Raw genomic sequence first — 24,078 nt, forward strand, 5'->3', positions numbered from 1 at the left:
ACACAGGAGTTGGCAGATGATCAGATCTCGCACGATCGCTCTGGCCCTGGCTGCGGCGCTTGTCGTCCCGCAACTGGCCACCAGCACAGCCACGGCGGCCCGGCCGTCCCGGGGTCCGGTGGATCCGCCGGTTCCGTCCATCCCGCAGAAGTACCTCGACCAGCAGATCAACTGGTCGGTCTGCCCGTTCGACGCCCAGGTCAAGGCGATCTACCCGCAGGCACCGACGACGAACTGCGCGAAGGTGACCGTCCCGATGGATTGGGCGCACCCGGACGCACACCCCGACGTCCAGGTCGCGATCGCGTACAGCCAGGCCACCGGTACGTCGAAGGGCCTGATGACCACCAACCCCGGTGGACCGGGTGGTGCCGGCCTGACCCTGTCGGCCGCGCTGGCCCTGGACAAGACCCACCTGTTCAGCGACTTCGACCTGCTCGGGTTCGACCCGCGCGGCTTCGGCCAGAGCACTCCGCTGCAGTGCCTGACCACGACCGAGAAGCTCGAAGCCCTGCCGGTGACGCCGGACTACAAGGAGCGCACCAAGCTGACGCACCAGGTCGAGGTGGCCGAGGCCAAGCTGCTGGCCGACGCGTGCTCGGCGACCGAGTTCAGCAAGTTCGTCAGCAGCCAGCAGACCGTGTACGACATGGAGTTCCTGCGCGCCCTGTTCAAGGCCCGGCAGCTCAACTTCATCGGCTACAGCTACGGCACCTGGCTCGGCGGCTGGTACGCCGACACGTACCCGTCGAAGGTCGGCCGGTTCGTGATCGACTCGAACATGGACTGGACCCACACGCAGTGGCAGAACGTGAACTTCGACCCGTTCTCCGGCCAGCGCCGGCGGGACACCCAGTTCTTCCCGTGGATCGCCCGGCACGCCGACATGATCCAAGGGCTCGGGAGTACGCCGAAGCAGGTCACCGCGAAGTACGACCAGGTCCGCGCCGGCCTGGTGAAGCTGGTCAAGGCCGGCACCAGCAGCGTCCGCGGTGACAACCTGGATGGCACGATCTACAGCACCATCTACGGCAACGTCCGGTTCATCCGGGCGACGCTCGACATCCTGGTGCACGACGAGTACGTGAAGGACCCGTCGGCCTCCGGTGAGATCGAGCTGCGACACGTCGACCGGGCCTGGGCCCGGATCTCACCGGAACTGCAGGCGTTCGACACACTCGCCGCGATGCGGGCCCGGTACGGCGTGACCCCGGCGCCCTCGGCCGCCGCGGCGGCGGCGCTGCGGGTCGACTCGGTCCGGTCGATCCTGGCGGACGCGCGGGAGACCGCGGCCAAGTCGACGTCCGGCGACGCGGTCGTGAACCTCGGGGCGTTCGGCGACACGGTTCGCTGCAACGACACCGCGTGGAGCCACGACCCGGGCTTCTATCTGCGGGAGGCGGACAAGATGGCGAAGAAGTACAGCTTCTTCGGCTACATGAACGGCGTACCGTTCTGCGCCTTCTGGCCGTATGCCCCGCAGGACCGGAAGCTCGACCTGAAGGGCTCGCCGCGGCTGCTGATGATCCAGGGCGAACTCGACCCGGCGACGGCGTACGAAGGTGCGTTGCGCACGCACAACGCCACCGCGCGGGCCACCCGGTTCGTCGCCATCGACGACGAGGGCCAGCACGGGCAGTACGTCGGCTCGGCCTCGTCGTGTGCGGAGGCGATCGGGGACCGGTTCGTTTTCACCGGCGAACTGCCGGGCAAGGACCGGGTCTGCGGTACGTCGCCACTCCCGGCCGAGCTCACGGTCTACCCGGTAAACGGGCCGGTCGACGGGAACGCCGTACACCTGCCGAACTCGAAGTCGGGTGGGCACAAGGTGAACCCGTTGCTGCAGCGGACGCTGGACACCGTGGCCAACGGCGCTCTCCGGTAGAACCTGCGACGAGGGGCCCGGTGCTGCCGGGCCCCTCGGTCAGTTGCCGTACTCCGCGTCGATCTCGGCGTCGATCTCGGCCTTGCGCTTGATCCAGCGTTCGCTGAGGCCCTTGACCTCTTCGCCGATGAAGTCGATGAAGCCGAGCGAGACGCGGATCCGGCGGTGCGCGTCGGTGCCGTCGCCGGCGGCGTCGAGGACCCGGCGCAGTGAGTCGGCCCAGCGGACCAGGGCCTGGTCCTCGCTCATCATCGTCTGGTACCAGGCGTCGTCCTGGACCACGTACACGTCGCGGCGAGTGCCGGGCTCGCGCTCCCGGGTGGCCAGGCGCAACTGCAGCAGGTAGTTGACCGCGCCGGAGACCGCGGCCGGACTCGCCTGGAGCTGGTCGGACAGCTCGGCGGCGGTCATCCGGCCGTCCACGCTGGACAGGATCGCGGCGAACACCCGGCCGGCCATCCGCGGCCAGCCGGTCTCGGCCAGCAGGTTGCCGAACTGCTCGGTGTAGCGCCTGACGGCGTCGTCGTCTCGCTGTGCACTCACCGCCCCATCATCCCCTCCAGGTGACTCGACTACCTGACACGTGAACGACGTGTTAGAAAGATTCACAATCTTCTGAATGAAGTGTACGTTATGAATCATGACATCAGCCATCGTGGTCTCTGGACTGCACAAGTCGTACGGGAGTACGCACGCCCTCGACGGTCTCGACCTGGACGTCGCGACCGGTGAGGTGCACGGCTTCCTCGGGCCGAACGGCGCCGGGAAGTCCACCACCATCCGGGTGCTGCTGGGGCTGCTGCGGGGTGACGCCGGCGATGTCTCGCTGCTCGGAGGCGACCCGTGGCGCGACGCGGCGAAGCTGCACCGCCGCCTCGCCTACGTGCCTGGCGACGTGAACCTGTGGCCGAACCTGACCGGCGGTGAGGTGATCGACCTGCTCGGCCGGCTCCGCGGTGGGCTGGACGAGAAGAAGCGCGACGACCTGCTCCGCCGCTTCGACCTCGACCCGACCAAGAAGGGCCGCACCTACTCGAAGGGCAACCGGCAGAAGGTCGCCCTGGTCGCGGCGCTGGCGTCGGATGTCGAGCTGCTGATCCTGGACGAGCCGACGTCCGGCCTGGACCCGCTGATGGAAGAGGTGTTCCGGCAGGTCATCGAGGAAGACCGTCAGCGCGACCGCACCGTGCTGCTGTCGAGCCACATCCTCTCCGAGGTCGAGGCCCTGTGCGACCGGATCAGCATCATCCGCCGCGGCAAGGTGGTCGAGACCGGCACGCTGTCCGACCTGCGCCACCTGACCCGGACGTCGATCCACGCGGAGCTGTCCGGTGCGGTGAACGGCCTGGCCCAGCTGCCGGGGGTCCACGACCTCGATGTCGAGGGCAACCGGGTCCGCTGCGAGGTCGACACGGCCCAGCTGGACGCGGTGATGCGGCAGCTGTCCGCGAGCGGGATCAAGAGCCTGGTCGCCCAGCCGCCGACGCTGGAAGAGCTGTTCCTGCGGCACTACGAGGACGACGCCGCCGACGAGCCGCTGGCGGCCGCGCGATGAACGACTTCGTCGGTACCGGGACGCTGGTGCGGCTCGCGCTGCGCCGGGACCGGGTCTTGATCCCGGTGTGGATCGTGGTGTTCGTGGTGATGGCGGCCGGCTCGGCGAAGGCGTCGATCGACCTCTACCCGGACGTGCAGTCCCGGGTCGAAGCCGCGCGTACGTCGAACGCGTCGCCCGCGCTGGTCTCGCTGTACGGCCGGATCTTCGACGAGACCTCGCTCGGGGAGCTCTCGTTGTTCAAGCTGACCGCGTTCGGTGCACTGCTGGTCGGGTTGCTGGCCGCGATGCTCGTGGTCCGGCACACCCGGTCCGAGGAGGAGTCCGGCCGCCTCGAGCTGCTCAGCGCCGGAGTGGTCGGCCGGTACGCCGCTCTGACCGCGGCACTGATCGTGTCGGCGGGGACCGTTGTACTGCTCGGCCTTCTGACCGCACTGTCGTTGATCGGGACCGGACTGCCTGCTACGGGTTCGTTCGCGTTCGGGTTGATGTGGGCCGCGGCCGGTCTGTCCTTCGCGGGCGTCGGTGCGGTCACAGCGCAGCTCACCGAAGGTGCCCGAGCGGCCAACGGGTTGACTGCGATTGTGCTGGGCGTTTCGTACGTCCTGCGCGCGATCGGCGACTCGTCGTCGGACGGGAGCTCGCAGTGGGTGTCGTGGCTGTCGCCGATCGGGTGGTCCCAGCAGATGCGCGCGTACGCCGGTGATCGGTTCGTCGTCGTCCTGGTGCCGCTCGCGTTCCTGGGGCTGATGGTCGCGAGTGCGATGGCGCTGATCCGACGGCGCGATGTCGGTGCCGGTCTGGTCCGGCCGCGTCCGGGGCCGGCCAGGGCGTCGGCGTCGCTGCGGTCGCCGCTCGCACTGGCGTGGCGTCTGCACCGGGGATCGTTGTACGGCTGGGCTTTCGCGTTCCTCCTGCTCGGTCTGCTGGTCGGCAACATCGCCAGCAACGTGGACGGGTTCGTCACCAGCGACAGCGCTCGTGAGCTGGTGCAGAAGATGGGCGGTGTGGAGGGCATCACCGATGCGTTCCTGGCGACGGAGATGGGAGTGATGGGTCTGCTCGCCTCGGCCTTCGGCATCCAGGCGGCGCTCCGGCTCCGCTCCGAGGAGACTGCGTTGCGGGCCGAACCGTTGCTGGCCACTGACGTCACTCGGGGTCGCTGGCTGGGCAGTCACGTGCTGATGGCGCTGTTCGGCACCGGTGCGTTGATTCTGATCGCCGGACTGGGCTCGGGGATCTCCAGTGGTGCGTCGCTGGGCAACATGGGTCGTCAGATCCCACGGATGCTGGCCGCTGCCGCCGTACAGCTGCCGGCGATCTGGCTGGTCACCGCACTGGTCGTCATCCTGTTCGGCTTCGCACCCAAGCTGGTCACCGGAGGCTGGGTCCTGTACGGCGTGTTCCTGCTGATCGGCCAGTTCGGTGAGGTGTTCAACCTGCCGCAGTCGGTCATCAACCTCAGCCCGTACGGCCACACGCCCCGGCTGCCGGGCGGTGACTTCTCGGCGGCTCCGGTGATCTGGCTGACCGCGATCGCCGCGGCGCTGCTTCTGGCGGGCTTCGCCACGTTCCGCCGCCGGGACATCGGCTGACGTCCTTCGGCCGATTCCTTCGCTGAGACTCGGCTGACCCGAGCGGCGCTGGTCTGAGGGGTCCAGCGCCAACGGCCCGCCCGGCACCTCACCGGGCGGGCCTGTTTACGATCGCTGGGTGTTCACTGAGCGACTTGCCGAGTTCTGGACCGAGCGGCACCTGTGTGTACTGAGTACTGTCCGGGCGGACGGGACCGTGCATGCGACGCCGGTCGGCGCCACGCTGGACGTGGAGGCGGGCCTGGCCCGAGTGATCTGCTCGGGGACGTCGCACAAGGCGCGGACGATCCGGAACGCAGGCCCGGAGGGGGCCGCCGTCGCCGTGACCCAGGTGGACGGGCGGCGTTGGAGCACGCTCGAGGGCCGTGCGGTCGTGAGCGACGACCCGGCGCGCGTCGAGGAGGCGGTACGCCGGTACGCGAAGCGGTACCGCGAGCCGCGGGAGAACCCGCGCCGCGTGGTCATCGAGATCACCGTGACCAAGGTGCTCGGCAATGGCGGCTGACGTCATCACGGTCGTGGGCGTCGGTGCGGACGGCTGGGACGGACTCACTGCCACCGCACGTGCCGCGGTCGAGTCCGCCGAGGTGCTGATGGGCAGTGCTCGTCAGCTCGAGCTGGTGCCTGATGCCGGCGCACAGCGGGTGGCCTGGCCTTCTCCGCTGTCGGAGGCGTTGCCTGGCTTGCTGGACGAGCACAGCGGCCGGCGGATCTGTGTGCTGGCCAGCGGTGACCCGACCTTCCACGGCATCGGTACGACGCTGACGCGGTTGCTCGGTGCGGACGCCGTACGCGTCATCCCGCACCCGTCGAGCGTGTCGCTGGCCTGCGCTCGGCTCGGATGGCCGCAGGACCAGGTTCAGGTGGTCAGCCTGGTCGGTCACCCGGTCGAGCGGATCCACCCGCACGTCCAGCCGGGCCGACGCCTACTGATCCTCAGTTGGGGCGCGCACACGCCTTCCGAGGTCGCCGCGCTCCTGGCCGACCGCGGCTACGGTTCCAGCGAACTCACCGTTCTCGAACAGCTCGGCGGCCCCTCGGAGCTCGTGCGGACCACGCGGGCTGCTGAGTGGTCGCATGACGTCGATGCGCTCAACGTGATCGGTGTGCTCTGCGAGGCGGGACCGGACGCTGCGTTGCTGCCCACAGCACCCGGTCTGCCGGACGACCTGTACGAGAGTGACGGTCAGCTGACGAAGCGCGAGGTACGCGCGGTCACGCTGTCCCGCCTCGCACCGGTGCCGGGACAGTTGCTGTGGGACGTCGGCGGCGGCGCGGGAAGCATCGCGATCGAGTGGTCGCGCCATCACCCGACCTGCCGCGCGATCGCGATCGAACGTGACCCGGACCGGGCGAAGCGACTCGAACGGAACGCCGTCTCGCTCGGCGTCTCCGTCGACGTGGTCCACGGCGCGGCCCCGGCGGCACTCGACGGACTGCAGTCACCCGACGCGATCTTCATCGGTGGGGGAGCGACGGCCGCCGGCATGTTCGACGCCTGCTGGAACGCTCTGCGGCCCGGCGGCCGGTTGGTGGTCAACGGCGTGACGCTGGAGACCGAGGTGCTTATCGCCCAGTGGTACGGCGCGCGCGGTGGCGACCTGATCCGGCTGGAGGTCCAGCGCGCCTCGGCCGTCGGGACCATGACCGGGTGGCGTCCCGCGATGCCCGTGACGATCTGGAGCGTGACCAAATGACCGTGCACTTCATCGGGGCCGGTCCGGGGGCCGCCGACCTGATCACCGTGCGCGGCCGCGACCTGATCGCCGCGTCGCCGGTCTGCCTGTACGCCGGTGCCCTCGTCCCGGTCGAACTCCTCGACCACTGCCCGGTCGGCGCCCGCAAGGTCGACACCGCCGCACTGAACCTGGACGAGATCATCGCCGAACTTTCCGCCGCCCACGCGGCCGGCCTCGACGTCGCCCGGCTTCACTCCGGCGACCCGTCCGTGTTCAGCGCGATGGCCGAGCAGATGCGCCGCCTCGACGCGCTCGACATCCCGTACGACGTGACGCCCGGCGTACCCGCCTACGCGGCGGCCGCGGCGACCCTCGGCCGTGAGCTGACCGTGCCCGAGGTCGGTCAGACGGTGATCCTGACCCGCATCGGTGGACAGGCGAGCGCGATGCCGGCGGGCGAGGACCTCGCGACCCTCGGTGCGAGCGGGGCGACGCTCGTACTCCATCTCGCCGTTCAGCAGATCGATCGGGTGGTCGAGGAGCTCACACCGCACTACGGCCTCGACTGTCCGGTTGCGGTCGTTGCCCGGGCGTCTCGCGCCGACGAGGTGGTCCTGCGGGGGACGCTCGCGGAGATCGCGGAGCAGGTGCGGGCGGCGGGCATCCGGCGTACCGCGGTCATCATCGTGGGCAAGGTGCTGTCGGCAACGACCTTCCGGGACAGTCACCTGTACTCGGCCAACCGGGTCCGATGAGGGTTCTGCTGCTTGGTGGCACTGGCGAGGCGCGGGAACTCGCGCAGGAGCTGGTGACTTCCGGTGTCGAGGTCGTCTCCTCTCTCGCCGGTCGCACGGTGGATGCCCGGCTGCCCGTCGGCGAGGTGCGGTCCGGCGGCTTCGGCGGCGTGGACGGCCTCTCGGCGTGGCTCCGCGCTCATCCGGTCGACGCCGTCGTCGACGCAACCCACCCGTTCGCCGCCACGATGACCGCTCACGCCGTCGCGGCCGCCGCGGAGGTCGGCGTACCGCTCCTGATCCTCCGCCGCCCCGGCTGGACCGCCGGCGCCGGTGATCTCTGGCACCGCGCTGACACTCTTCAGACCGCCGCCGCACTCCTCCCGAGCCTCGGATCGCGGGTCTTCCTCACGATCGGCCGCCAAGGCCTGTCCGCCTTCGCCACCACCGGCCTCTGGACCCTCGCCCGGTGCGTCGACCCACCGGAGCCGCCGCCGACCTGGTGCACGCTGATCCTCGCCCGCGGCCCCTTCGACGTCGCCGGCGAGCTGGACCTGATGCGCGAGCACAACATCGACGTCCTCGTCACCAAGGACAGCGGCGGAGACATGACCGCCGCCAAGCTCGAAGCCGCTCGCCGGTCGAACCTCCCCGTCGTGGTGATCGATCGTCCGCCACTCCCGGCCGACGTCCCCACCGCCCGGACCACCGCCGAGGTCCTCGCCTGGCTCGCCGATCGCCCCCGGTAGATTGTCGTCCCATGGGGATTCAGATCGCGCCGAGCATCCTGTCCGCCGACTTCGCACGGCTGGCGGACGAGGCTGCCGCCGTGTCGAACGCCGACTGGCTGCACGTCGACGTGATGGACAACCACTTCGTCCCGAACCTCACCCTCGGGATGCCCGTGGTGGAGTCGCTGGCGAAGGCGACCGACATCCCGCTCGACTGTCACCTGATGATCGAGGACCCGGACCGCTGGGCCCCCGGCTACGTCGAGGCCGGCGCGTCCAGCGTCACCTTCCACGTCGAGGCCTGCAAGGCGCCGATCCGCACGGCACGCGAGATCCGTGCCAAGGGCGCCCGGGCCGCGATGGCGCTCAAGCCCGCCACACCGATCGAGCCGTACGAGGACCTGCTGTCCGAGCTCGACATGATCCTGATCATGACCGTCGAGCCCGGTTTCGGCGGACAGAAGTTCCTCGACGTCTGCGTACCGAAGATCCGCCGGACCCGCGAGCTCCTGAAGAAGCACGGCCTCGAGCTGTGGATCGAGATCGACGGTGGTGTCTCGGCCGACACGATCGAGCGGTGCGCCGACGCGGGCGCCGACGTCTTCGTGGCCGGCTCGGCCGTCTACGCCGCCGACAACCCGAACGCCATGGTCGATCAGCTACGCGGTCTCGCCGAGCAGGCCGCCGGCCGGTAGCGCCGGCTCGGACTGCTGTTGCGGCGGGATCCGCAACAGCAGCACCAACGACACTGCCGCGAATACGGCGGCCAGCAGCCAGACGTACCGCACTCCGAAGCTCTCGATCACCGCGCCCGACAGCGCTGACCCGATCGCGGCACCACCCATCGCGGCGCTGCCCATCCACCCGAACACCTCGGTCCGGACCGCATCCGGCGTCAGGGCGCCCAGACGCTCGTACAGCGCACCGATCGCGGGAGCCAGCGTCAGCCCGGACACCCCCAGCGCCACCCCGAGCGACACGGGTGACCAGGTCGCGAACACACACAGCAGCATCCCCGCCGTGACCAGAGCAGCCCGGCGCCACAGGTACGACGTACGCCGACCGGGCAACGCACCCGCCACGGCACCGCCGACCAGGCTCCCGAACGCCCAGACGGCTTCGAAGATGCCCGCGATCAGCCGCTGACCGTGCTCGTCCGCGAAGGCCACGATGCCGAGTGAGATCCCGTTGAACGCCATCACCCACAGCCCGAAGGAGAGGATGAGCGGCAATCGGTAGCGATGCCAGAGCAACTGGCGCGCGGTCAACGGTGCTTCGCTGTGGTCGTCGCGATGGACGGCCGGAGGTTGTCGGAGCGCGTACCACCAGATGAAGACGGCCGACATCGACCCTGCGAGCAGAACACCGAGACGCGGACTCGCAACGCTCACCGCCGTTGCCCCGAGCATCGGCCCGACGATGAACAGCAACTCCTGGGCCGTCGCATCCACCGCGTACGCCGTGCGCAGCGCGGGGCCATGGACTACCCGGGGCCAGGCCGCCCGCAGCGTCTGCATCACCGGTGGCACGAGCGCCCCGCAGACCAGCGTGATCAACGGCATCAGCCGATACAACCCGGCCGGTAGCAGGGCCAGCCCGACGCACACCACGCTCCAGGCGATGCCGGTGGTCAACAGCACCCCACGCGCACCACGCCGATCGGCGGTCCGGGACCACAGCGGTCCGGCGATCGCCATTCCGACCGAGTACGCACCCGCGACGACGCCGGCCCAGCGGAACGTCCCACTCAGGTCCTTGGCGAGGAACGCGAGCGGCACCATCATCGCGAGCATCGGCAACCGCGCCAGCAGCGACGACACCAGCAGCGCCATCACGCCGTGCGTTCGCCACAGCTCGCGGTACCCGGCCAGATCCATGCCCGCATTCTCGCGCCGGCCACCGACATTTATCAGTCCCCGCCCCAGTCATGCATTTGTCCGCCCCGGCCCCACCGCCCCGGTCGGGCATTTCTCCGTCCCCGCCCCACCGCCCCCACCGCCCCGGTCAGGCATTTCTCCGTCCCGGCTCCACCGCGCCGGTCAGGGAATTACGATGAGTCGGTGACCGAGCACAAACCGGTGGAGAGCTGGTTGACCGACATGGACGGCGTGCTGGTGCACGAAGAGCGCGCGATCCCCGGGGCCGGCGAGTTCATCGCAGCGCTCCAGGCGTCCGGCAAGAAGTTCCTTGTCCTCACCAACAACTCGATTTTCACGCCCCGCGACCTGCGGGCGCGGCTGCTTGCCGCGGGCATCGACATCCCCGAGGACGCGATCTGGACCAGTGCGCTCGCCACGGCCCAGTTCCTGGACGACCAGCGCCCGGGCGGGACGGCGTACGTGATCGGGGAGGCCGGGCTGACCACGGCGCTGCACGAGGTCGGGTACGTGCTGACCGAGCGCGCCCCGGACTACGTCGTACTGGGGGAGACCCGCACGTACTCGTTCGAGGCGATCACCAGGGCGATCCGGTTGATTTCCGACGGTGCGCGATTCCTCGCGACCAACCCGGACCCGACCGGCCCGTCACAAGAGGGTCCGCTGCCCGCGACCGGTTCAGTGGCCGCGCTGATCACCCGCGCCACCGGAGTCGCGCCGTACTTCGTCGGCAAGCCCAACCCGCTGATGATGCGCAGCGCGCTGAACCGGATCGAGGCGCACTCCGAGACGACCGTGATGATCGGCGACCGGATGGACACCGACATCATCAGCGGTCTCGAGGCCGGCCTGCGGAGCGTGCTCGTGCTCTCCGGGTCCACTGGCGAACACGAGGTCGACCGGTTCCCTTACCGTCCGACGCGGATCGTCGAGTCGATCGCGGACGTCGTACCGCTGGTGACCGCGCTGTCCTAGCAGGTCAGCGTGCGGAAGCCGTAGCCCTGGGATTTGAGCGTCTTCAGGATCTGGGGGAGCGCGGCCACGGTCTGCGTGCGGTTCCCGCCGCCGTCGTGCATCAGGATCACCGATCCGTTGTGGACGCCGGCCAGCACGTGGCGGACGATCGCCGTCGCCCCGGGCTTGGTCCAGTCGCGGGAGTCGACGGTCCACACCACGAGGTCCTTGCCGAGTGCCTTCGCGCGCTGACGGACGGTGGCGTTCATCCCGCCGTACGGCGGTCGCAGACAGGCCGGCGTACTTCCGGTCGCGGCCCGGATCGCCTGGTCCGTCGACGCGACCTCCTGCCGGAACGCGGCGGCGCCCAACTTGCGGAGGTCGGAGTGGGTCCAGGTGTGGTTCTCCACGCTGTGGCCGGCGTCGTGGATCCGCTTGCTCAGCTCGGGGTGCTTCGCGACGTTCTTGCCGACCTCGAAGAACGTGGCCTTGGCGTCGTACTTCTTGAGGATGTCGAGGATCTGCGGTGTGTAGACCGCGTCGGGTCCGTCGTCGAAGGTGAGTACGACGTACTTGGTGGGGAGGGCAGGGGCCTTGGCGGGTGCCGCTGCCGCAGGAGCCGGCGGCTGGGGCGGTGCCGGCCGATCGGGGGTGCGGCCGGCCGCCACGACGACAGAACCGATCACCGCACTGACCACCATCATCATCGCCAGTCCGATGATCCGGTGGCCGGCACGCGTCAGGCGCACGTCCATGCGTCCCCCAGGGCGGTGGGTGGCTCACTTCCTCACCCGTCCACCATGGACGTGCCGCCGCCGAAAGCCAGCGACCACGCCGCTGCCGTGTCAACAATTCTCGGATAGCGGACGCTTCTCGGGCCTAAAGGACTTGGGAGAGGAACTGTCGCAGCCGCGGCGACTCCGCGTCCGTGAACACTTTCTCCGGTACGCGGGACTCCACCACGACCCCCTGATCCATGAACGCGACCTGGTCGGCGACCTCGCGCGCGAACCCCATCTCATGCGTGACCACGACCATCGTCATCCCCGCCTGCGCGAGATCCGCCATCAACCCGAGCACGCCCTTGACCAGCTCGGGATCGAGCGCCGACGTGGCCTCGTCGAACAGCATCACCTCAGGCTTCATCGCCAAGGCCCCGGCGATCGCGACGCGCTGCTGCAGGCCGCCGGACAGGTTGCCGGGACGCGCCGCGGCCTTCTGGGTGAGCCCAACCAGCTCCAGCTGCTCGAGCGCGGCGGCCCGAGCCTGCTCAGCGTCGAGCCTCCTGATCTTGCGCAACGGCAACGTGATGTTGTCGAGCACCGACTTGTGCGGGAACAGGTTGAAGTGCTGGAACACCATCCCGATCCGGCGCCGCAACTCGTCCGGATTGCCCGTCAGCACCGAATCGCCGGCGAGCGTCACGTCGCCCGCATCCGGCCGGGCGCACCGGGCGCACCGGGTGTGCGCCAGAGCGCAGCCTGTGGGTCAGAGCGGCCGAGCTCAGCCCGATGACCTCGATGGGGTTTTTCCAGCCCATCGCCAGATGTTCTTCATCGGCGTCCGACTCTCAACCGTGCTCGCCCTCGCAGACCGCGATCGGCGGGCGCTCATTCGTGGTGTTTCTCATAGTGGGCAAGCGCATCGGCCGTGCGTCCGGTCCCGTACGCCAGCAGCAACTCGGCCACCGCCGGCGAATGCTCCGCCGCTGCGGCGGCCGCACTCTGAATCTCCTCAGCGGACGCGACCGCGCGGAACAGGTCCTGGATCTCCCGCACGACGGCCCGCGCAGATGGCGTGGCACTCACCGGCTGCTCGCCCGGGACGCCACCTGGCCCCGTCGGCCAGGGCTGCCCCGCCGGCAACTGCTGCCCCGTCGGCGTCGATAACCCGGCGGGCGTCGCGAACGGCGCCCCCGAGATCCTGGTGTGTCCTGGTGAGTGGACAACCCCTCGCGGCAGTTGCGCGGTGGTCGACGCGGTGTAGGCCCCGGTGGCCGCACGAATCCTGTCCAGCTCATCGGGAAGATGGTCGGGATCGATCTCGCCGGCCACCGCCAGATCGGCGAGCTCGGACACGGCGCGCAGACGTGACACCACCGCGGGGTTCCCGATCTTGACCCGCTGCGCGCTCATCAACTGCGACAGCATCGGAGCCGACAGCCCGATCACCTGTGCCAGGGCACTCTGTGTCAGATTGAGCGGTCCCGCGACGCGCCGGACCACCTCACCGAGCGGCTCGCCGTACAGCTCGATCTGCTGCTGGATGTTGTGCGCTGTCTGATCCATCGGTGTGATCCCCTCTCCTGCTCGCCCGTCCCTGACCGGCTGCAAACATCTTCGCAGTTGCGAATCGATATTTCCAGTCCTGGGTTTGCATCTGTGCACAACTGAGCCTGCCGAGCGGCTTGACATTTGCGATCGCAAACTGAAAAGGTTTGCGGCAGTGAATCTCACTGGAGGAAACGATGACGGCTCTGCAGGGACACCGCCGCCCCGCGGTCTGGGCGCTTCTCGCCATCACCCTGACCGCGGTCCTGGCCGGACTGACCACCGGGACGGCGCTGGCCGATCCCGACCCGGCGAGCGGCAAGCTCGTCCTCGTGCTCGACTCGTCCGGCTCGATGAAGGAGCCGGCCGGCGACGGCCAGACGAAGATCGCCGCGGCCCGGACGGCGCTGTCCAGCGTCGTCACCAAGCTCCCGACCGACGCCCAGGTCGGCCTCCGGGTGTACGGCGCGACCGTGTTCAAGCGCACCCAGCCGGGTGCCTGCACCGACACCCAACTCACCGTCCCGATCGGCACCGGCAACCGCCCACAGCTGCAGACCGCGATCGCCAAGTACAAGCCGTACGGCGAGACCCCGATCGCCTACGCCCTGCAGCAAGCCGCGAAGGATCTCGGTCCGACCGGGCAGCGCACGATCGTGCTGGTGTCCGACGGGGAAGCGACCTGCGCCCCGGAGCCGTGCGAGGTGGCCCGCTCGATCGCCAAGCATGGCATCGATCTGAAGATCGACGTCGTCGGGTTCCGGGTCGGCGGGAAGGCGCGCAGCCAGCTGCGGTGCGTCGCTCGCGAGGGCCGCGGTGACTACTACGACGCCGACTCGACCGTCGACCTTGAGGCCGGACTCGATCGCTTGTCCACCCGAGCCTTCCGCCCGTTCCGCATCTCCGGAGTGCCGGTCCAGGGCGCGGCTCAGCAGGAAGGTGCGCCGGTGCTTGCCCCGGGCCACTACTCGGACACCTTCGGCAACGACCAGACCGCGAAGTACTACCTGATCAAGCGGACGATGGCGAAGTCGACGCTGCGCGCCGGTGTGAGCTTCCGGCGGCCGTCGGGCGGCAGCTTCGTGCTCAAGGCCGAGGTCAAGCTGAAGACGCTCGCCGGGGAGAACTGCGGCTGGAGCTACCCGCTCGCGTTCGACGGCGAGCAAGGCATCGCGACGGGTGCGGCCTCGAGCTGGACGGACTATCCCAAGGACTGCACCGACGCAGATCAGGTGGTCCTGTCCATCTCGGCCGGCGAGGCGTTCCGCGAGATGAAGGGCGTTCCGTACGAACTGCGCATCGACGAGGAGCCACCGGTCGACTCCACCGCCAACCTCCCGGCGGAGGCGGACGACCCGACCTGGACACCGATGCCGGGCTCGACCCCACGCGAGATCGTGCCGGGCTCGAGCTTCGCGGACGCACCCCTGATCACAGCGGGCAGCTACAAGACGACGCTGATGCCGGGCGAGGTGCAGCTATACCGGATCAAGACCGACTGGGGTCAACGGATCCAGGCGCAGGTCGCCGTACCGCAGCTCGGCGCGGCAACCGCCAAGGCGCTCGACGGCATCCGCTACCTCGACCTCGGTCTGATCTCGCCGATCGGTGAGGACGTCTTCGCCGTCTTCGCCAAGAAGGTCCCCAGCAACGCAGGCAAGCGCGGCGTCCTCACCAAGGACGGCATCGTCAAAGGCCTGACCATGAAGGAGATCCGCTACCTCAACCGCGAAGGCCCCAACAACCAGGACACCGGCACCTCAACACCCGGCGAGTACTACATCGCCGTCTCTCTGACCCGCCACGACGACGACAAAGCCTTCGCCATCCCGATGACCCTCACCACAACCCTGATCGGCACCCCCGGCACCGGCAAGCCCGAGTACACCGACGGCGCCACCCCTGTCGACGGCACCTCCATCACCCCGTCCGCCACCCCCGAGCCAACCACCTCCGGCAACACCCCCCAGGCCGGCGGTCCCATCCACAGCAACACCCCCACCTCCGGCACCCGAACCCCGGTCGCCCTCATCGCCGGCCTCAGCGGCGGCGGCGTGGCCCTACTCCTCGTCGGCCTCTTCGCAGTACTCCGCCTCCGCCGCAAGCCCGCCCTCACCCAACCACCCGCCCCCCGCTGGCAACCCGCTCCCCAGCAATACCCGAACCACCCCCCGCAGCAGCACCCAACCCAGAGCGGCCCGCAGCCGCCCCACCCCTAACCCCCGCGCACAGCCCGGATCACCCCAGGTGATCCGGGCTCGTACCATGTCGAAACCGCACCGGCCAGCGGCCCGCCACCAACCGCCGTTCCGCCAGCTGCCCCGCCGCCAGCTGCTCGCCGCCGGCCGGCGGCCGTCCGCCCCGCCGCCAGCTGCTCGCCGCCGGCCGGCGGCCGTCCGCCCCGCCGCCGTCCGGCCCGCTGCCGACCGCCCCGCTGCCGTCCGCCGGGCCGCCGTCCGCCCTGGTGCCAGGCGCCGTGCCGCCGTCCGCCCCGGCGCCAGCCGCCGTGCCGCCGACCGCCGTGCCGCCGACCGCCGTGCCGCCGACCGCCGTGCCGCCGACCGCCCCGGCGCCAGCCGCCCTGCCGCCGACCGCCGTGCCGCCGACCGCCGTGCCGCCGACCGCCGTGCCGCCGACCGCCCCGGCGCCAGCCGCCCTGCCGCCGACTGCCCCGCCGACCGCCGTGCCGCCGACCGCCGTGCCGCCGACCGGAACGCCGGCTGCAGCCGGTCCGTCGGCCGACCGTTGGAGGTCTACCGACTAATCGCGGCGGGTGGTGGGCGGGTTGGGCGGTAGGTTCTGGTTGGTGGAGGCGTTTGCGGGGCGGTATCGGCTGATCGACCTGATTGGGACCGGAGGGATGGGGTCGGTCTGGCGGGCGTGGGATCTTCGGCGGTCGGCGTACGTCGCGGCGAAGGTGCTCGGTCAGCACGATGCGGCGACGCTGCTGCGGTTCGTCCGGGAGCAGTCGTTGCGGATCGAGCACCCGCATCTTGTTGCGCCTCACGGCTGGGCTGCTGACGACGACAAGGTCGTGTTCGCGATGGATCTGGTGCGTGGCGGATCGGTCGCGACGTTGCTCGGTGATCACGGTCCCCTGCCGCCGGCGTACGTCGCCGTCCTGCTCGATCAACTCCTGCACGGTCTGTCCGCGGTTCATGCCGCGGGCGTCGTCCATCGCGATGTGAAACCCGCCAACCTCCTGCTCGACGTGACGGGCACGGGGCGACCGCACCTCCGGTTGTCCGACTTCGGCGTTGCGGGTCTGCTCGACGAGCCGCGGATGACGCGGCACAGCACGGTCCTCGGCACGCCGGGCTACCTCGCACCTGAACAGTTGGCCGGCGCGGACCCGGATCCCCGCCAGGATCTGTACGCCGTCGGTGCCGTGGCCGTCGAGCTCCTTACCGGCGAGCGCCCCGGCCCCGACTGCAAGCTCCCGGTCGTAGACGGTCCACTCGGCGAATTCATCCGCCGGAGTACGGCGCCGGATCCGTCTGACCGCCCCGAATCCGCCCACGAAGCAGGCCGCCTCCTGGCCGCCAGCGGTGTACTCCCGCCCGCGCCCACCGCGCCGTGGGCCACCGATCCCGATGCCCCGGAAGTCTTCGACCAGATCCCACCCCTCCCACCCGGCTGGACCCCAACCGGCCCAGCGCCACAACCACCGGCCCCACAACCACCGGTCGCACAGCAACCGGCCGCACAACCACCGGTCGCACAGCAACCGGCCGCACAACCACCGGCCCCACAACCACCGGCCGCACAACCGCCGGTCGCACAGCAACCGGCCGCACAACCGTTGGCCGCACCGCAACCGGTCGCACAGCAATCGGACGCACCGCAACCGGTCGCACAGCAATCGGACGCACCGCAACCGGTCGCACAGCAATCGGACGCACCGCAACCGGTCACGCAGCCGTCGCCTCCGGAGCACGCGGTTCAGCGGCAACCGGCTCTGCAACGTGCGGCTGCGGAGCAGACGGTTGTACCTCAGTTGGCGGCACTGCGACAAGAGGGTCCGCGACGTCTGGGAGCGGCGGGTCAGGAGGCTGGCTCGCCGGTGACCGCGCGGCCGACTGACAAGCGGGTCACGACGAGCGCCGAGGCGCTACGAACCCCACCTGATAGCCGGGTGCAGGTTTCGGTCGATCATGGGGAGCAGAGGGACGTTGTCGGGCGGTCGCGGCGGGTGTTGGTGGTGATGGCTGTTGTGAGCTTTGTCGGGGCGGCCGGGCTGCTTGGGGCAGCCGGGTGGCTCTTGGTTCGATGAGGCCGGCCGATCGTTCGATGGCCCGGGGTGATCTTCGATGACACGGGCTGATGCTTTGGTGACTCGGGCCAGTCGGGCTCGGGTTCGGCGGCTGGTGGGGGCGCTGGCGGTTACGACCACGGTTGGGTATGGCGTGCTGACGTATGCGTTCAGCGTGCTGCTCGGGCCGATGAGCGACGAGTTGGGCATCTCGACGACGACCGCGGTTGGGGCGTCGACGACCGCTGTGCTGGTGAGTGGACTGATGTCTATCCCGGTTGGACGCTGGCTTGATGCGCGGGGCGGGCGGGGGTTGATGACGTGGGGCTCGGTTCTGGCGGCGGTTGCGGTGCTCGGGTGGTCGCAGGTGGAGAGCACCGGGCAGTTGTACGGCGTCTTTGTCGGGATCGGGATTGCCTCGGCGATGGTGTTGTATCCGCCGGCGTTCGCGGTGGTGGTGGCTGCGGCGGCTCCGGCGACTCGGACGAACGCGATTCTGACCATCACGTTGGTCGGTGGGCTCGCTAGCTCGATCTTCCTGCCTCTCACCGGTCACCTCGTCCATGCGTATGGCTGGCGGACCACGCTGGTTCTGCTGGCTGGTCTGCTCGCCGTGACCACGATCCCGTTGCATCTGTTCGCGGTACGCCGGGTCGCGCCGCAGCCTGCGGTTGCCGGAAAGCGGACCGGGGCGCCTGGGCGGGTGCTGCGGGATCCCGGGTTTTGGTTGCTGGCTGGGGCGTTCGTTGTGCACAGTGCGGCGTTGGCGGTGATCTCGGTTCATCTGGTGCTTTACCTGATCAGCCTGGGGCATCCGCCGGCGCGGGCGGCGACGTTGGCTGGGCTGCTCGGGTTGTTGTCGGTGACGGGGCGGTTGGTGACGAGTCTGTCGGCGCGGTGGTTGCCGATGGCGACGATCACCGCGGGGATCCTCTTCCTCCAGGGGGTGGCGATCTCCTTGTTGCCGCTGGTCGGGCGGCAGGTCGTCGGGGCGGTTGGTTGTCTGGTGGTGTTCGGGCTCGGGTTCGGGGTGTCGTCGATCGCTACGCCGGCGATCCTGCTCGGTCGGTACGGCGCGACCGGGTTCGGCACCATCTCCGGGATGCTGACGACGCCGACCACGATCGCGAAGGCGCTCGGGCCGCTGGCTGGGGCCGGGCTGGCCGAGGCCTTCGGGTATCGGCCGCTGATCCTGACAGTCGCCGTGGCGTGCGGCGTCGCGGCCGTCGCACTCGCCCTCACCCGGCGGATGCCACCCAAGCGCGGGGCCCTCGAAGCCGATGACGCCCCGAGCGGATGACAGCTCCAGCGGACAGTGCCCGAGGTGGTGGGTGAGCGGCGAGCGGGACGGTGCCGGGGTGAGTGAGTCCCGAGCGGGACAGTGCCCGGCGTGGGTGAGCCGCGAGCGGGACAGTGCCCGGCGTGGGTGAGCCGCGAGCGGGACGCTGCCCGGCGTGGGTGAGCCGCGAGCGGGACGGTGCCGAGGGTGGGTGAGTGTCGAGCGGGAGGGTGCCCGGGGTGGTGGGTGAGCCGAAGACGGGAGGTCGCCCCGGCGGATGACGGCCGCCGGCGGATGGCGCGCGGAGTGGGTGACGCGTCCAGCGGTAGTGCCCGGGGTGGGTCAGCCGCGAGCGGGATGGTGTCCAGGGTGGAGGACGCGCCGGGCGGTCCGGCGGATGAGGGCCGGTCGAGGACCAGGATGTGACCTGGGTCGTGGTGGTGATTGGGGGGAGGGGCATACTTGAATCACGAGTGAACCCACTCGCGTGCTCCGGGGTCGGTGTAATTCCGAGCCGGCGGTGACAGTCCGCGACCCGGCCGCTGCGGTTTGGCGGTTGGTTGACCTGGTGGAATTCCAGGACCGACGGTGAAAGTCCGGATGGGAGGCGCACGCGATCGGCGGGTGCGCTCTGGCGTCCGGTGACGCTGCCCGCGGTGGGCGGCGGTCCGGCGGGTAGCGACCAGGCCCGCGCGGAGCACCCGGACGGCAGCGCGTGTGCGCCGGTTGTCATGGCCCCGGAGTGCGTCCGTGACAACGAGGGGCCGTAGTGAGCAACGTTTCGCCGATCGACGTCGCCTGGATGCGGCGTGCGATCGAGTTGGCCGCGAAAGGTATCGGCGGCACGCATCCCAACCCGGTGGTCGGCTGCGTGATCACCGGGCGGGACGGGCATCCGGTGGGTGAGGGCTTCCATGCCGTTGCCGGTGGCCCCCACGCCGAGATCGTCGCCCTGCGGATGGCGGGGTCGCTCGCGCGGGGCGGTACGGCGTACGTGACGCTGGAGCCCTGTAATCACACCGGCCGGACCGGGCCGTGTGCCGATGCGCTGATCGAGGCCGGGATCACCCGCGTCGTGTACGCCGTACCCGACCCGAACAACCAGGCCGCCGGTGGTGCCGAGAGGCTCCGGAGCAAGAACATCCGGGTCGAGGAAGGCGTCCTGTACGCCGAGGCCGAGGCCGTCAACCACGTCTGGCTGCACAGCGTGCGGATGGGCCGGCCGTTCGTCACCTGGAAGTTCGCCACCACCCTCGACGGGAAGTCGGCGGCTCCGGATGGCACCAGCCGGTGGATCACCGGTCCGCTCGCGCGGGCCGACGTACACCGGCATCGGGCCGAATGCGACGCCATCGTGGTCGGCACCCAGACCGTACTGAACGACGATCCCGAACTCACGGTCCGCGACGAGCACGGCGTACCGGCCGTACGGCAGCCGCTCCGGGTCGTCGTCGGCGATCGTGAGATCCCACCGACCGCGCGGGTCCGCAACGACCGCGCGGAGACTCTGCTGCTGCCCACCCACGATCCCGCCGAGGTACTCCGGCAGCTGGACGACCGGCAGATCCGGCACCTCTGGCTCGAAGGCGGCCCGACGCTGGCCGCCGCGTTCCTCCGTGCCCAGCTGGTCGACCAGATCGTCGCGTACGTCGCCCCGGCCGTGCTCGGCTCCGGGTACGGCGCGATCGGCGACCTGGGCGCGGAATCGATCGACCACCTGCGGCGGTTCAAGCTAGCGGACGTCACCCGCCTCGGCGACGACGTCCGGCTGACCCTGACGCCGCTCGACTCGCAAAGGAAATCCTGAATGTTCACCGGAATCGTCGAGGAGCTCGGCACCGTCGAAGCCCTCGACCTGCTCGAAGGTGACGCCGCCCGGCTCACCATCCGCGGCCCGAAGGTGACCGAGGACGCCGGCCACGGCGACTCGATCGCGGTCAACGGGTGCTGCCTGACCGTGGTCGAGACCGGCGACGGTACGTTCACCGCCGACGTGATGCGCGAGACGCTCGAGCGCACCAGCCTGGGCCAGGCGACCAAGGGGGCGCGGGTCAACCTGGAGCGCGCGATTGCCGCCCACGAGCGGCTCGGCGGCCACATCGTCCAGGGCCACGTCGACGGCGTCGGTACGATCGCCAGCCGCACGCCGTCCGAGCATTGGGAGAACGTCCGGGTCGCCGCACCCGCGAGCATCCTCAGGTACGTCGCCGAGAAGGGCTCGATCGCCATCGACGGCGTCTCGCTCACTGTCACCGACGTGGACGACAGCAGCGGCACCTTCGGGGTCAGTCTGATCCCGACCACGCTCGAACTCACCGTCCTGGGGCGTAACCACGTCGGCGACACCGTCAACCTCGAGGTCGATGTGATCGCGAAGTACGTCGACCGTCTGCTCAACGGAGGAACCAAGTGAACCCGGTCGACTGGCTGCTGCACGCCCAGGTGACGATCGCCGGCTCGCCCGTCCTGGTCCGCGAGATCGTCGGCAACGTGTTCGGTCTCGGCAGTGCCCTGTTCGGCATGCGCCGGCTGGTCGCCGCGTGGCCGGTCGGCATCATCGGCAACGTTCTGCTGTTCACCGTGTTCGTCGGCGGGATCTTCGACACCCCGCAGGACAAGGACCTCTGGGGCCAGGCCGGCCGCCAGGTGTTCTTCGCGATCATCAGCCTCTACGGCTGGTACCGCTGGTACCAGACCCGCCACCACGGCTCGGCCACCGCGGTCCAGCCGCGCTGGGCGTCGGCCCGCGAGCGGGCCGAACTGCTCGGCATTGCGGTCGTGCTCTACGCGATCGCGTACTTCGTCCTCCGCGAACTGGGCTCGTGGGGTCCGCAGTGGGACGCGTGGATCCTGACCGGCTCGATCCTGGCGACGTACGGGATGGCGCGCGGATTCGTCGAGTTCTGGCTGATCTGGATCGCCGTCGACGTGGTCGGCGTACCGCTGCTGGTACAGGCGAAGTTCTACCCGTCGGCGACGATGTACGTCGTCTACGGACTGTTCTGCGTGATCGGGTTCGCCTCGTGGTGGCAGATCCAGAACCGTGAACGCACCTCGACTCCGGAACCAGTGGTGGTGGGCTGACATGGGTGACGTACTGAAGCTCGACACGATCGAGCACGCGATCGACGAGATCCGGGCCGGCCGGCCCGTCATCGTGGTCGACGACGAGGACCGCGAGAACGAGGGCGACCTCATCTTCGCCGCGTCCAAGGCGACCCCGGAGCTGCTGGCGTTCCTGATCCGGTACAGCTCCGGCGTGGTCTGTGTCCCGATGGAGGGCGCCGAGCTCGACCGGCTCGGGATCCCGCTGATGACCCCGCACAACCGGGAGCGGATGCGTACGGCGTACACGATCTCGGTCGATGCCCGTGACGGCATCAGCACCGGGATCTCGGCGGCCGACCGGGCCCGGACGATCCGGGTGCTGACCGACTCGGCGTCGGAGCCGTACGACCTGGTCCAGCCCGGCCACGTGTTCCCGCTGCGCGGGCGCGAAGGCGGCGTACTGGTCCGGCCCGGGCACACCGAGGCGTCGATCGACCTCGCCCGGATGGCCGGGCTGACGCCGGCCGCGGTGATCTCCGAGCTGGTGAACGACGACGGCACGATGAAGCGCGGCCCGCAGCTGCGGGCGTTCGCCGACGAGCACGGGCTGGTGCTGGTGTCGATCGACGACCTGATCCGCTACCGGCGGCTGACCGAGTCGCAGATCCAGCGGGTCGCGACGACCACGCTGCCGACGCAGTATGGCGACTTTGTTGCCCACGGCTACCGGAACATCGTCGACGGGTCGGAGCAGCTGGCGCTGGTCCGGGGCGAGATCGGGGACGGGCCGACGCTCGTACGGCTGCACTCCGAGTGTCTGACGGGCGACGTGTTCGGGTCGCTGCGGTGCGACTGTGGACCGCAGCTCGACGAGGCGATGCGGCAGGTCGCGGCCGAGGGTGGCGTCGTGGTGTATCTGCGCGGTCATGAGGGTCGCGGCATCGGGCTGCTGCACAAGCTGCAGGCGTACGAGTTGCAGGACGCGGGCCGGGACACGGTCGACGCGAATCTCGACCTCGGGCTGCCCGCGGATGCGCGCGACTACGGCACCGGTGCGCAGATCCTGGCGGATCTGGGCGTGAAGGAAGTACGGCTGCTCACCAACAACCCCGACAAGCTGGCCGGGGTCCAGGGCTACGGCATCGACGTGGTCGAGCGCCGCGGCATCTCGATCGACCCGACCGAACACAACCTGCGGTACCTGCGCACCAAGCGCGACCGGATGGGCCACCACCTGCCGGGTGGCGTACTGACCGAAGAGAACGGAGCCGGCTGATGTCGGGCAGTGGAGCACCAACCATCGAGATCGTCCGCGCAGAAGGCGCCCGGGTCGCGATCGTCGCCGCCCAGTGGCATCCCAAGGTCACCGACGCCCTGGTCGCGGGCGCTCTGCGGGCGCTCGATGACTCTGGCGTCACGGACTACACGGTGATCCGGGTGCCGGGGTCGTTCGAGCTTCCTGTTGCGTCACTGCATGCGGCGAAGAACGGGTACGACGCTGTGGTCGCGCTCGGTGTGGTGATCCGGGGGGATACACCGCACTTCGAGTACGTGTGCCAGGCGGCGACCGAGGGGCTGATGCAGGTTGGGGTGACTACGGGGATCCCGGTGGGCTTCGGCGTACTCACGTGCGACAACGACCCACAGGCGCTGGACCGTGCCGGGCTGCCGGACAGCCGCGAGGACAAAGGCTACGAGGCAACCCAGGCAGCCCTGTCGACGCTGGTGGCGATCCGGGAGTTGTAGCTGATCCGTCCCGCGCGTGAGGTGGTCCTTCCCACGCGTGCTACGCGGCCACTCCTTCGTCGCAGCCGCTACGCGCGCTCCCGCCCGCCCATGGTTGAGCTGCGGGCTGCCGCCCGCGGTGTGCGCGCTGCCGCGCGCGTGAGTGCTGGGGGGCGGGCGTGGTCCGGTGGGTGGGTGTGGTCGCGGGGACTGTGGTTGGGGCGCGGGCTGTCGCCCGAGATGTCCACGCTGTCCCGCGCGGTTGAGGGCTGGGGCGGATGTGGCCCGGTGGGTGGGTGTGTTCACGGGGACCGGGTCGTTCGGGGATCGTTCGCGGTCCAGGATGCTCGAGTCGTGGCGACTGGCAGCCGGGGGCTTGCCGAGTCGTGGATCGGTGCGCTCGAAGATCGTGATTGCACAGCCCGGATCCACGACTCGATGCCTGACCGGATGAGCGGGTTTGCGTGACCACGGTTGCTCGCGGGACCACGCCC

22 protein-coding genes and 1 riboswitch are annotated in these 24,078 nt (G+C 69.8%); of the genes, 17 read left to right on the forward strand and 5 right to left on the reverse strand.

Features of this window, described 5'->3' with window-relative positions:
• Positions 1-16 precede the first annotated feature (16 nt).
• Complete coding sequence (locus ACZ6O0_RS26110) at positions 17-1,885, forward strand: alpha/beta hydrolase (RefSeq protein ID WP_465767600.1); 1,869 nt, start codon at positions 17-19, stop codon at positions 1,883-1,885.
• A gap of 39 nt (positions 1,886-1,924) precedes the next feature.
• Here ACZ6O0_RS26110 and ACZ6O0_RS26115 read toward each other — a convergent pair whose 3' ends face one another.
• The gene (locus ACZ6O0_RS26115; protein WP_465767601.1) at positions 1,925-2,428 is read right to left on the reverse strand and encodes a GbsR/MarR family transcriptional regulator; all 504 of its coding nucleotides are present in this window, start codon (positions 2,426-2,428) and stop codon (positions 1,925-1,927) included.
• 97 nt (positions 2,429-2,525) lie between these two features.
• On the opposite strand from ACZ6O0_RS26115, the gene ACZ6O0_RS26120 reads away from it, so the two are divergent.
• From ACZ6O0_RS26120 to rpe, 7 genes are all read left to right on the forward strand, one after another.
• Positions 2,526-3,440, forward strand: a complete 915-nt coding sequence (locus tag ACZ6O0_RS26120) for an ABC transporter ATP-binding protein (RefSeq protein WP_465767602.1) — start codon at positions 2,526-2,528, stop codon at positions 3,438-3,440.
• A complete protein-coding gene (locus ACZ6O0_RS26125) occupies positions 3,437-5,035 on the forward strand; it encodes an ABC transporter permease (protein ID WP_465767603.1) in 1,599 nt (532 codons plus the stop codon). Before ACZ6O0_RS26120 ends, ACZ6O0_RS26125 begins: the two co-directional genes overlap by 4 nt.
• Before the next feature lie 118 nt (positions 5,036-5,153).
• Positions 5,154-5,540 (forward strand): pyridoxamine 5'-phosphate oxidase family protein, encoded by a 387-nt coding sequence (locus ACZ6O0_RS26130; RefSeq protein ID WP_465767604.1) that lies wholly within the window; start codon positions 5,154-5,156, stop codon positions 5,538-5,540.
• On the forward strand, positions 5,530-6,732 hold the full coding sequence (gene cbiE, locus ACZ6O0_RS26135; protein ID WP_465767605.1) for a precorrin-6y C5,15-methyltransferase (decarboxylating) subunit CbiE: 1,203 nt from the start codon (positions 5,530-5,532) through the stop codon (positions 6,730-6,732). Before ACZ6O0_RS26130 ends, cbiE begins: the two co-directional genes overlap by 11 nt.
• A complete protein-coding gene (cobM, locus tag ACZ6O0_RS26140) occupies positions 6,729-7,469 on the forward strand; it encodes a precorrin-4 C(11)-methyltransferase (RefSeq protein ID WP_465767606.1) in 741 nt (246 codons plus the stop codon). The genes cbiE and cobM overlap by 4 nt, the downstream gene beginning before the upstream one ends.
• Complete coding sequence (locus ACZ6O0_RS26145; RefSeq protein WP_465767607.1) at positions 7,466-8,197, forward strand: cobalt-precorrin-6A reductase; 732 nt, start codon at positions 7,466-7,468, stop codon at positions 8,195-8,197. Before cobM ends, ACZ6O0_RS26145 begins: the two co-directional genes overlap by 4 nt.
• A gap of 11 nt (positions 8,198-8,208) precedes the next feature.
• On the forward strand, positions 8,209-8,874 hold the full coding sequence (rpe, locus tag ACZ6O0_RS26150; protein ID WP_465767608.1) for a ribulose-phosphate 3-epimerase: 666 nt from the start codon (positions 8,209-8,211) through the stop codon (positions 8,872-8,874).
• Here rpe and ACZ6O0_RS26155 read toward each other — a convergent pair.
• Positions 8,839-10,056, reverse strand: coding sequence for an MFS transporter (locus tag ACZ6O0_RS26155; protein ID WP_465767609.1), 1,218 nt, complete (start codon positions 10,054-10,056; stop codon positions 8,839-8,841). The two genes, rpe and ACZ6O0_RS26155, sit on opposite strands and share 36 nt — an antisense overlap.
• A gap of 222 nt (positions 10,057-10,278) precedes the next feature.
• On the opposite strand from ACZ6O0_RS26155, the gene ACZ6O0_RS26160 reads away from it, so the two are divergent.
• On the forward strand, positions 10,279-11,031 hold the full coding sequence (locus ACZ6O0_RS26160) for an HAD-IIA family hydrolase (RefSeq protein WP_465767689.1): 753 nt from the start codon (positions 10,279-10,281) through the stop codon (positions 11,029-11,031).
• Here the strand turns inward: ACZ6O0_RS26160 and ACZ6O0_RS26165 are convergent.
• The 3 genes from ACZ6O0_RS26165 to ACZ6O0_RS26175 form a co-directional block, all read right to left on the reverse strand.
• Positions 11,028-11,765 (reverse strand): polysaccharide deacetylase family protein, encoded by a 738-nt coding sequence (locus ACZ6O0_RS26165; RefSeq protein ID WP_465767610.1) that lies wholly within the window; start codon positions 11,763-11,765, stop codon positions 11,028-11,030. The two genes, ACZ6O0_RS26160 and ACZ6O0_RS26165, sit on opposite strands and share 4 nt — an antisense overlap.
• A 124-nt stretch (positions 11,766-11,889) precedes the next feature.
• Positions 11,890-12,483 carry an amino acid ABC transporter ATP-binding protein gene (locus ACZ6O0_RS26170; protein WP_465767690.1) on the reverse strand — a complete coding sequence of 198 codons (594 nt, stop codon included), beginning with the start codon at positions 12,481-12,483 and terminating at the stop codon, positions 11,890-11,892.
• Positions 12,484-12,620: 137 nt separating this feature from the next.
• The gene (locus ACZ6O0_RS26175; RefSeq protein ID WP_465767611.1) at positions 12,621-13,298 is read right to left on the reverse strand and encodes a helix-turn-helix domain-containing protein; all 678 of its coding nucleotides are present in this window, start codon (positions 13,296-13,298) and stop codon (positions 12,621-12,623) included.
• A 179-nt stretch (positions 13,299-13,477) separates the two neighbouring features.
• Between ACZ6O0_RS26175 and ACZ6O0_RS26180 the strand changes: the two genes are divergently transcribed.
• The 8 genes from ACZ6O0_RS26180 (at position 13,478) to ribH (ending at position 23,605) form a co-directional block, all read left to right on the forward strand.
• Positions 13,478-15,499, forward strand: a complete 2,022-nt coding sequence (locus tag ACZ6O0_RS26180) for a vWA domain-containing protein (RefSeq protein ID WP_465767612.1) — start codon at positions 13,478-13,480, stop codon at positions 15,497-15,499.
• Positions 15,500-16,086: 587 nt separating this feature from the next.
• Positions 16,087-17,553, forward strand: coding sequence for a serine/threonine-protein kinase (locus ACZ6O0_RS26185; RefSeq protein ID WP_465767613.1), 1,467 nt, complete (start codon positions 16,087-16,089; stop codon positions 17,551-17,553).
• 133 nt (positions 17,554-17,686) lie between these two features.
• Positions 17,687-18,832: an MFS transporter gene (locus ACZ6O0_RS26190; RefSeq protein ID WP_465767614.1), complete on the forward strand. Its 1,146-nt coding sequence runs from the start codon at positions 17,687-17,689 to the stop codon at positions 18,830-18,832.
• 462 nt (positions 18,833-19,294) lie between these two features.
• Positions 19,295-19,428, forward strand: a riboswitch (FMN riboswitch).
• A 152-nt stretch (positions 19,429-19,580) separates the two neighbouring features.
• Positions 19,581-20,618 carry a bifunctional diaminohydroxyphosphoribosylaminopyrimidine deaminase/5-amino-6-(5-phosphoribosylamino)uracil reductase RibD gene (gene ribD, locus ACZ6O0_RS26195; RefSeq protein WP_465767615.1) on the forward strand — a complete coding sequence of 346 codons (1,038 nt, stop codon included), beginning with the start codon at positions 19,581-19,583 and terminating at the stop codon, positions 20,616-20,618.
• Positions 20,619-21,224, forward strand: coding sequence for a riboflavin synthase (locus ACZ6O0_RS26200; protein ID WP_465767616.1), 606 nt, complete (start codon positions 20,619-20,621; stop codon positions 21,222-21,224).
• Positions 21,221-21,895 carry a nicotinamide riboside transporter PnuC gene (gene pnuC / locus ACZ6O0_RS26205; RefSeq protein WP_465767617.1) on the forward strand — a complete coding sequence of 225 codons (675 nt, stop codon included), beginning with the start codon at positions 21,221-21,223 and terminating at the stop codon, positions 21,893-21,895. Before ACZ6O0_RS26200 ends, pnuC begins: the two co-directional genes overlap by 4 nt.
• Position 21,896: 1 nt before the next feature.
• Positions 21,897-23,135: a bifunctional 3,4-dihydroxy-2-butanone-4-phosphate synthase/GTP cyclohydrolase II gene (locus ACZ6O0_RS26210; RefSeq protein WP_465767618.1), complete on the forward strand. Its 1,239-nt coding sequence runs from the start codon at positions 21,897-21,899 to the stop codon at positions 23,133-23,135.
• Positions 23,135-23,605 (forward strand): 6,7-dimethyl-8-ribityllumazine synthase, encoded by a 471-nt coding sequence (gene ribH / locus ACZ6O0_RS26215; protein WP_465767619.1) that lies wholly within the window; start codon positions 23,135-23,137, stop codon positions 23,603-23,605. The genes ACZ6O0_RS26210 and ribH overlap by 1 nt, the downstream gene beginning before the upstream one ends.
• Positions 23,606-24,078 lie beyond the last annotated feature (473 nt).

This window comes from Kribbella sp. NPDC048837, assembly GCF_055586945.1.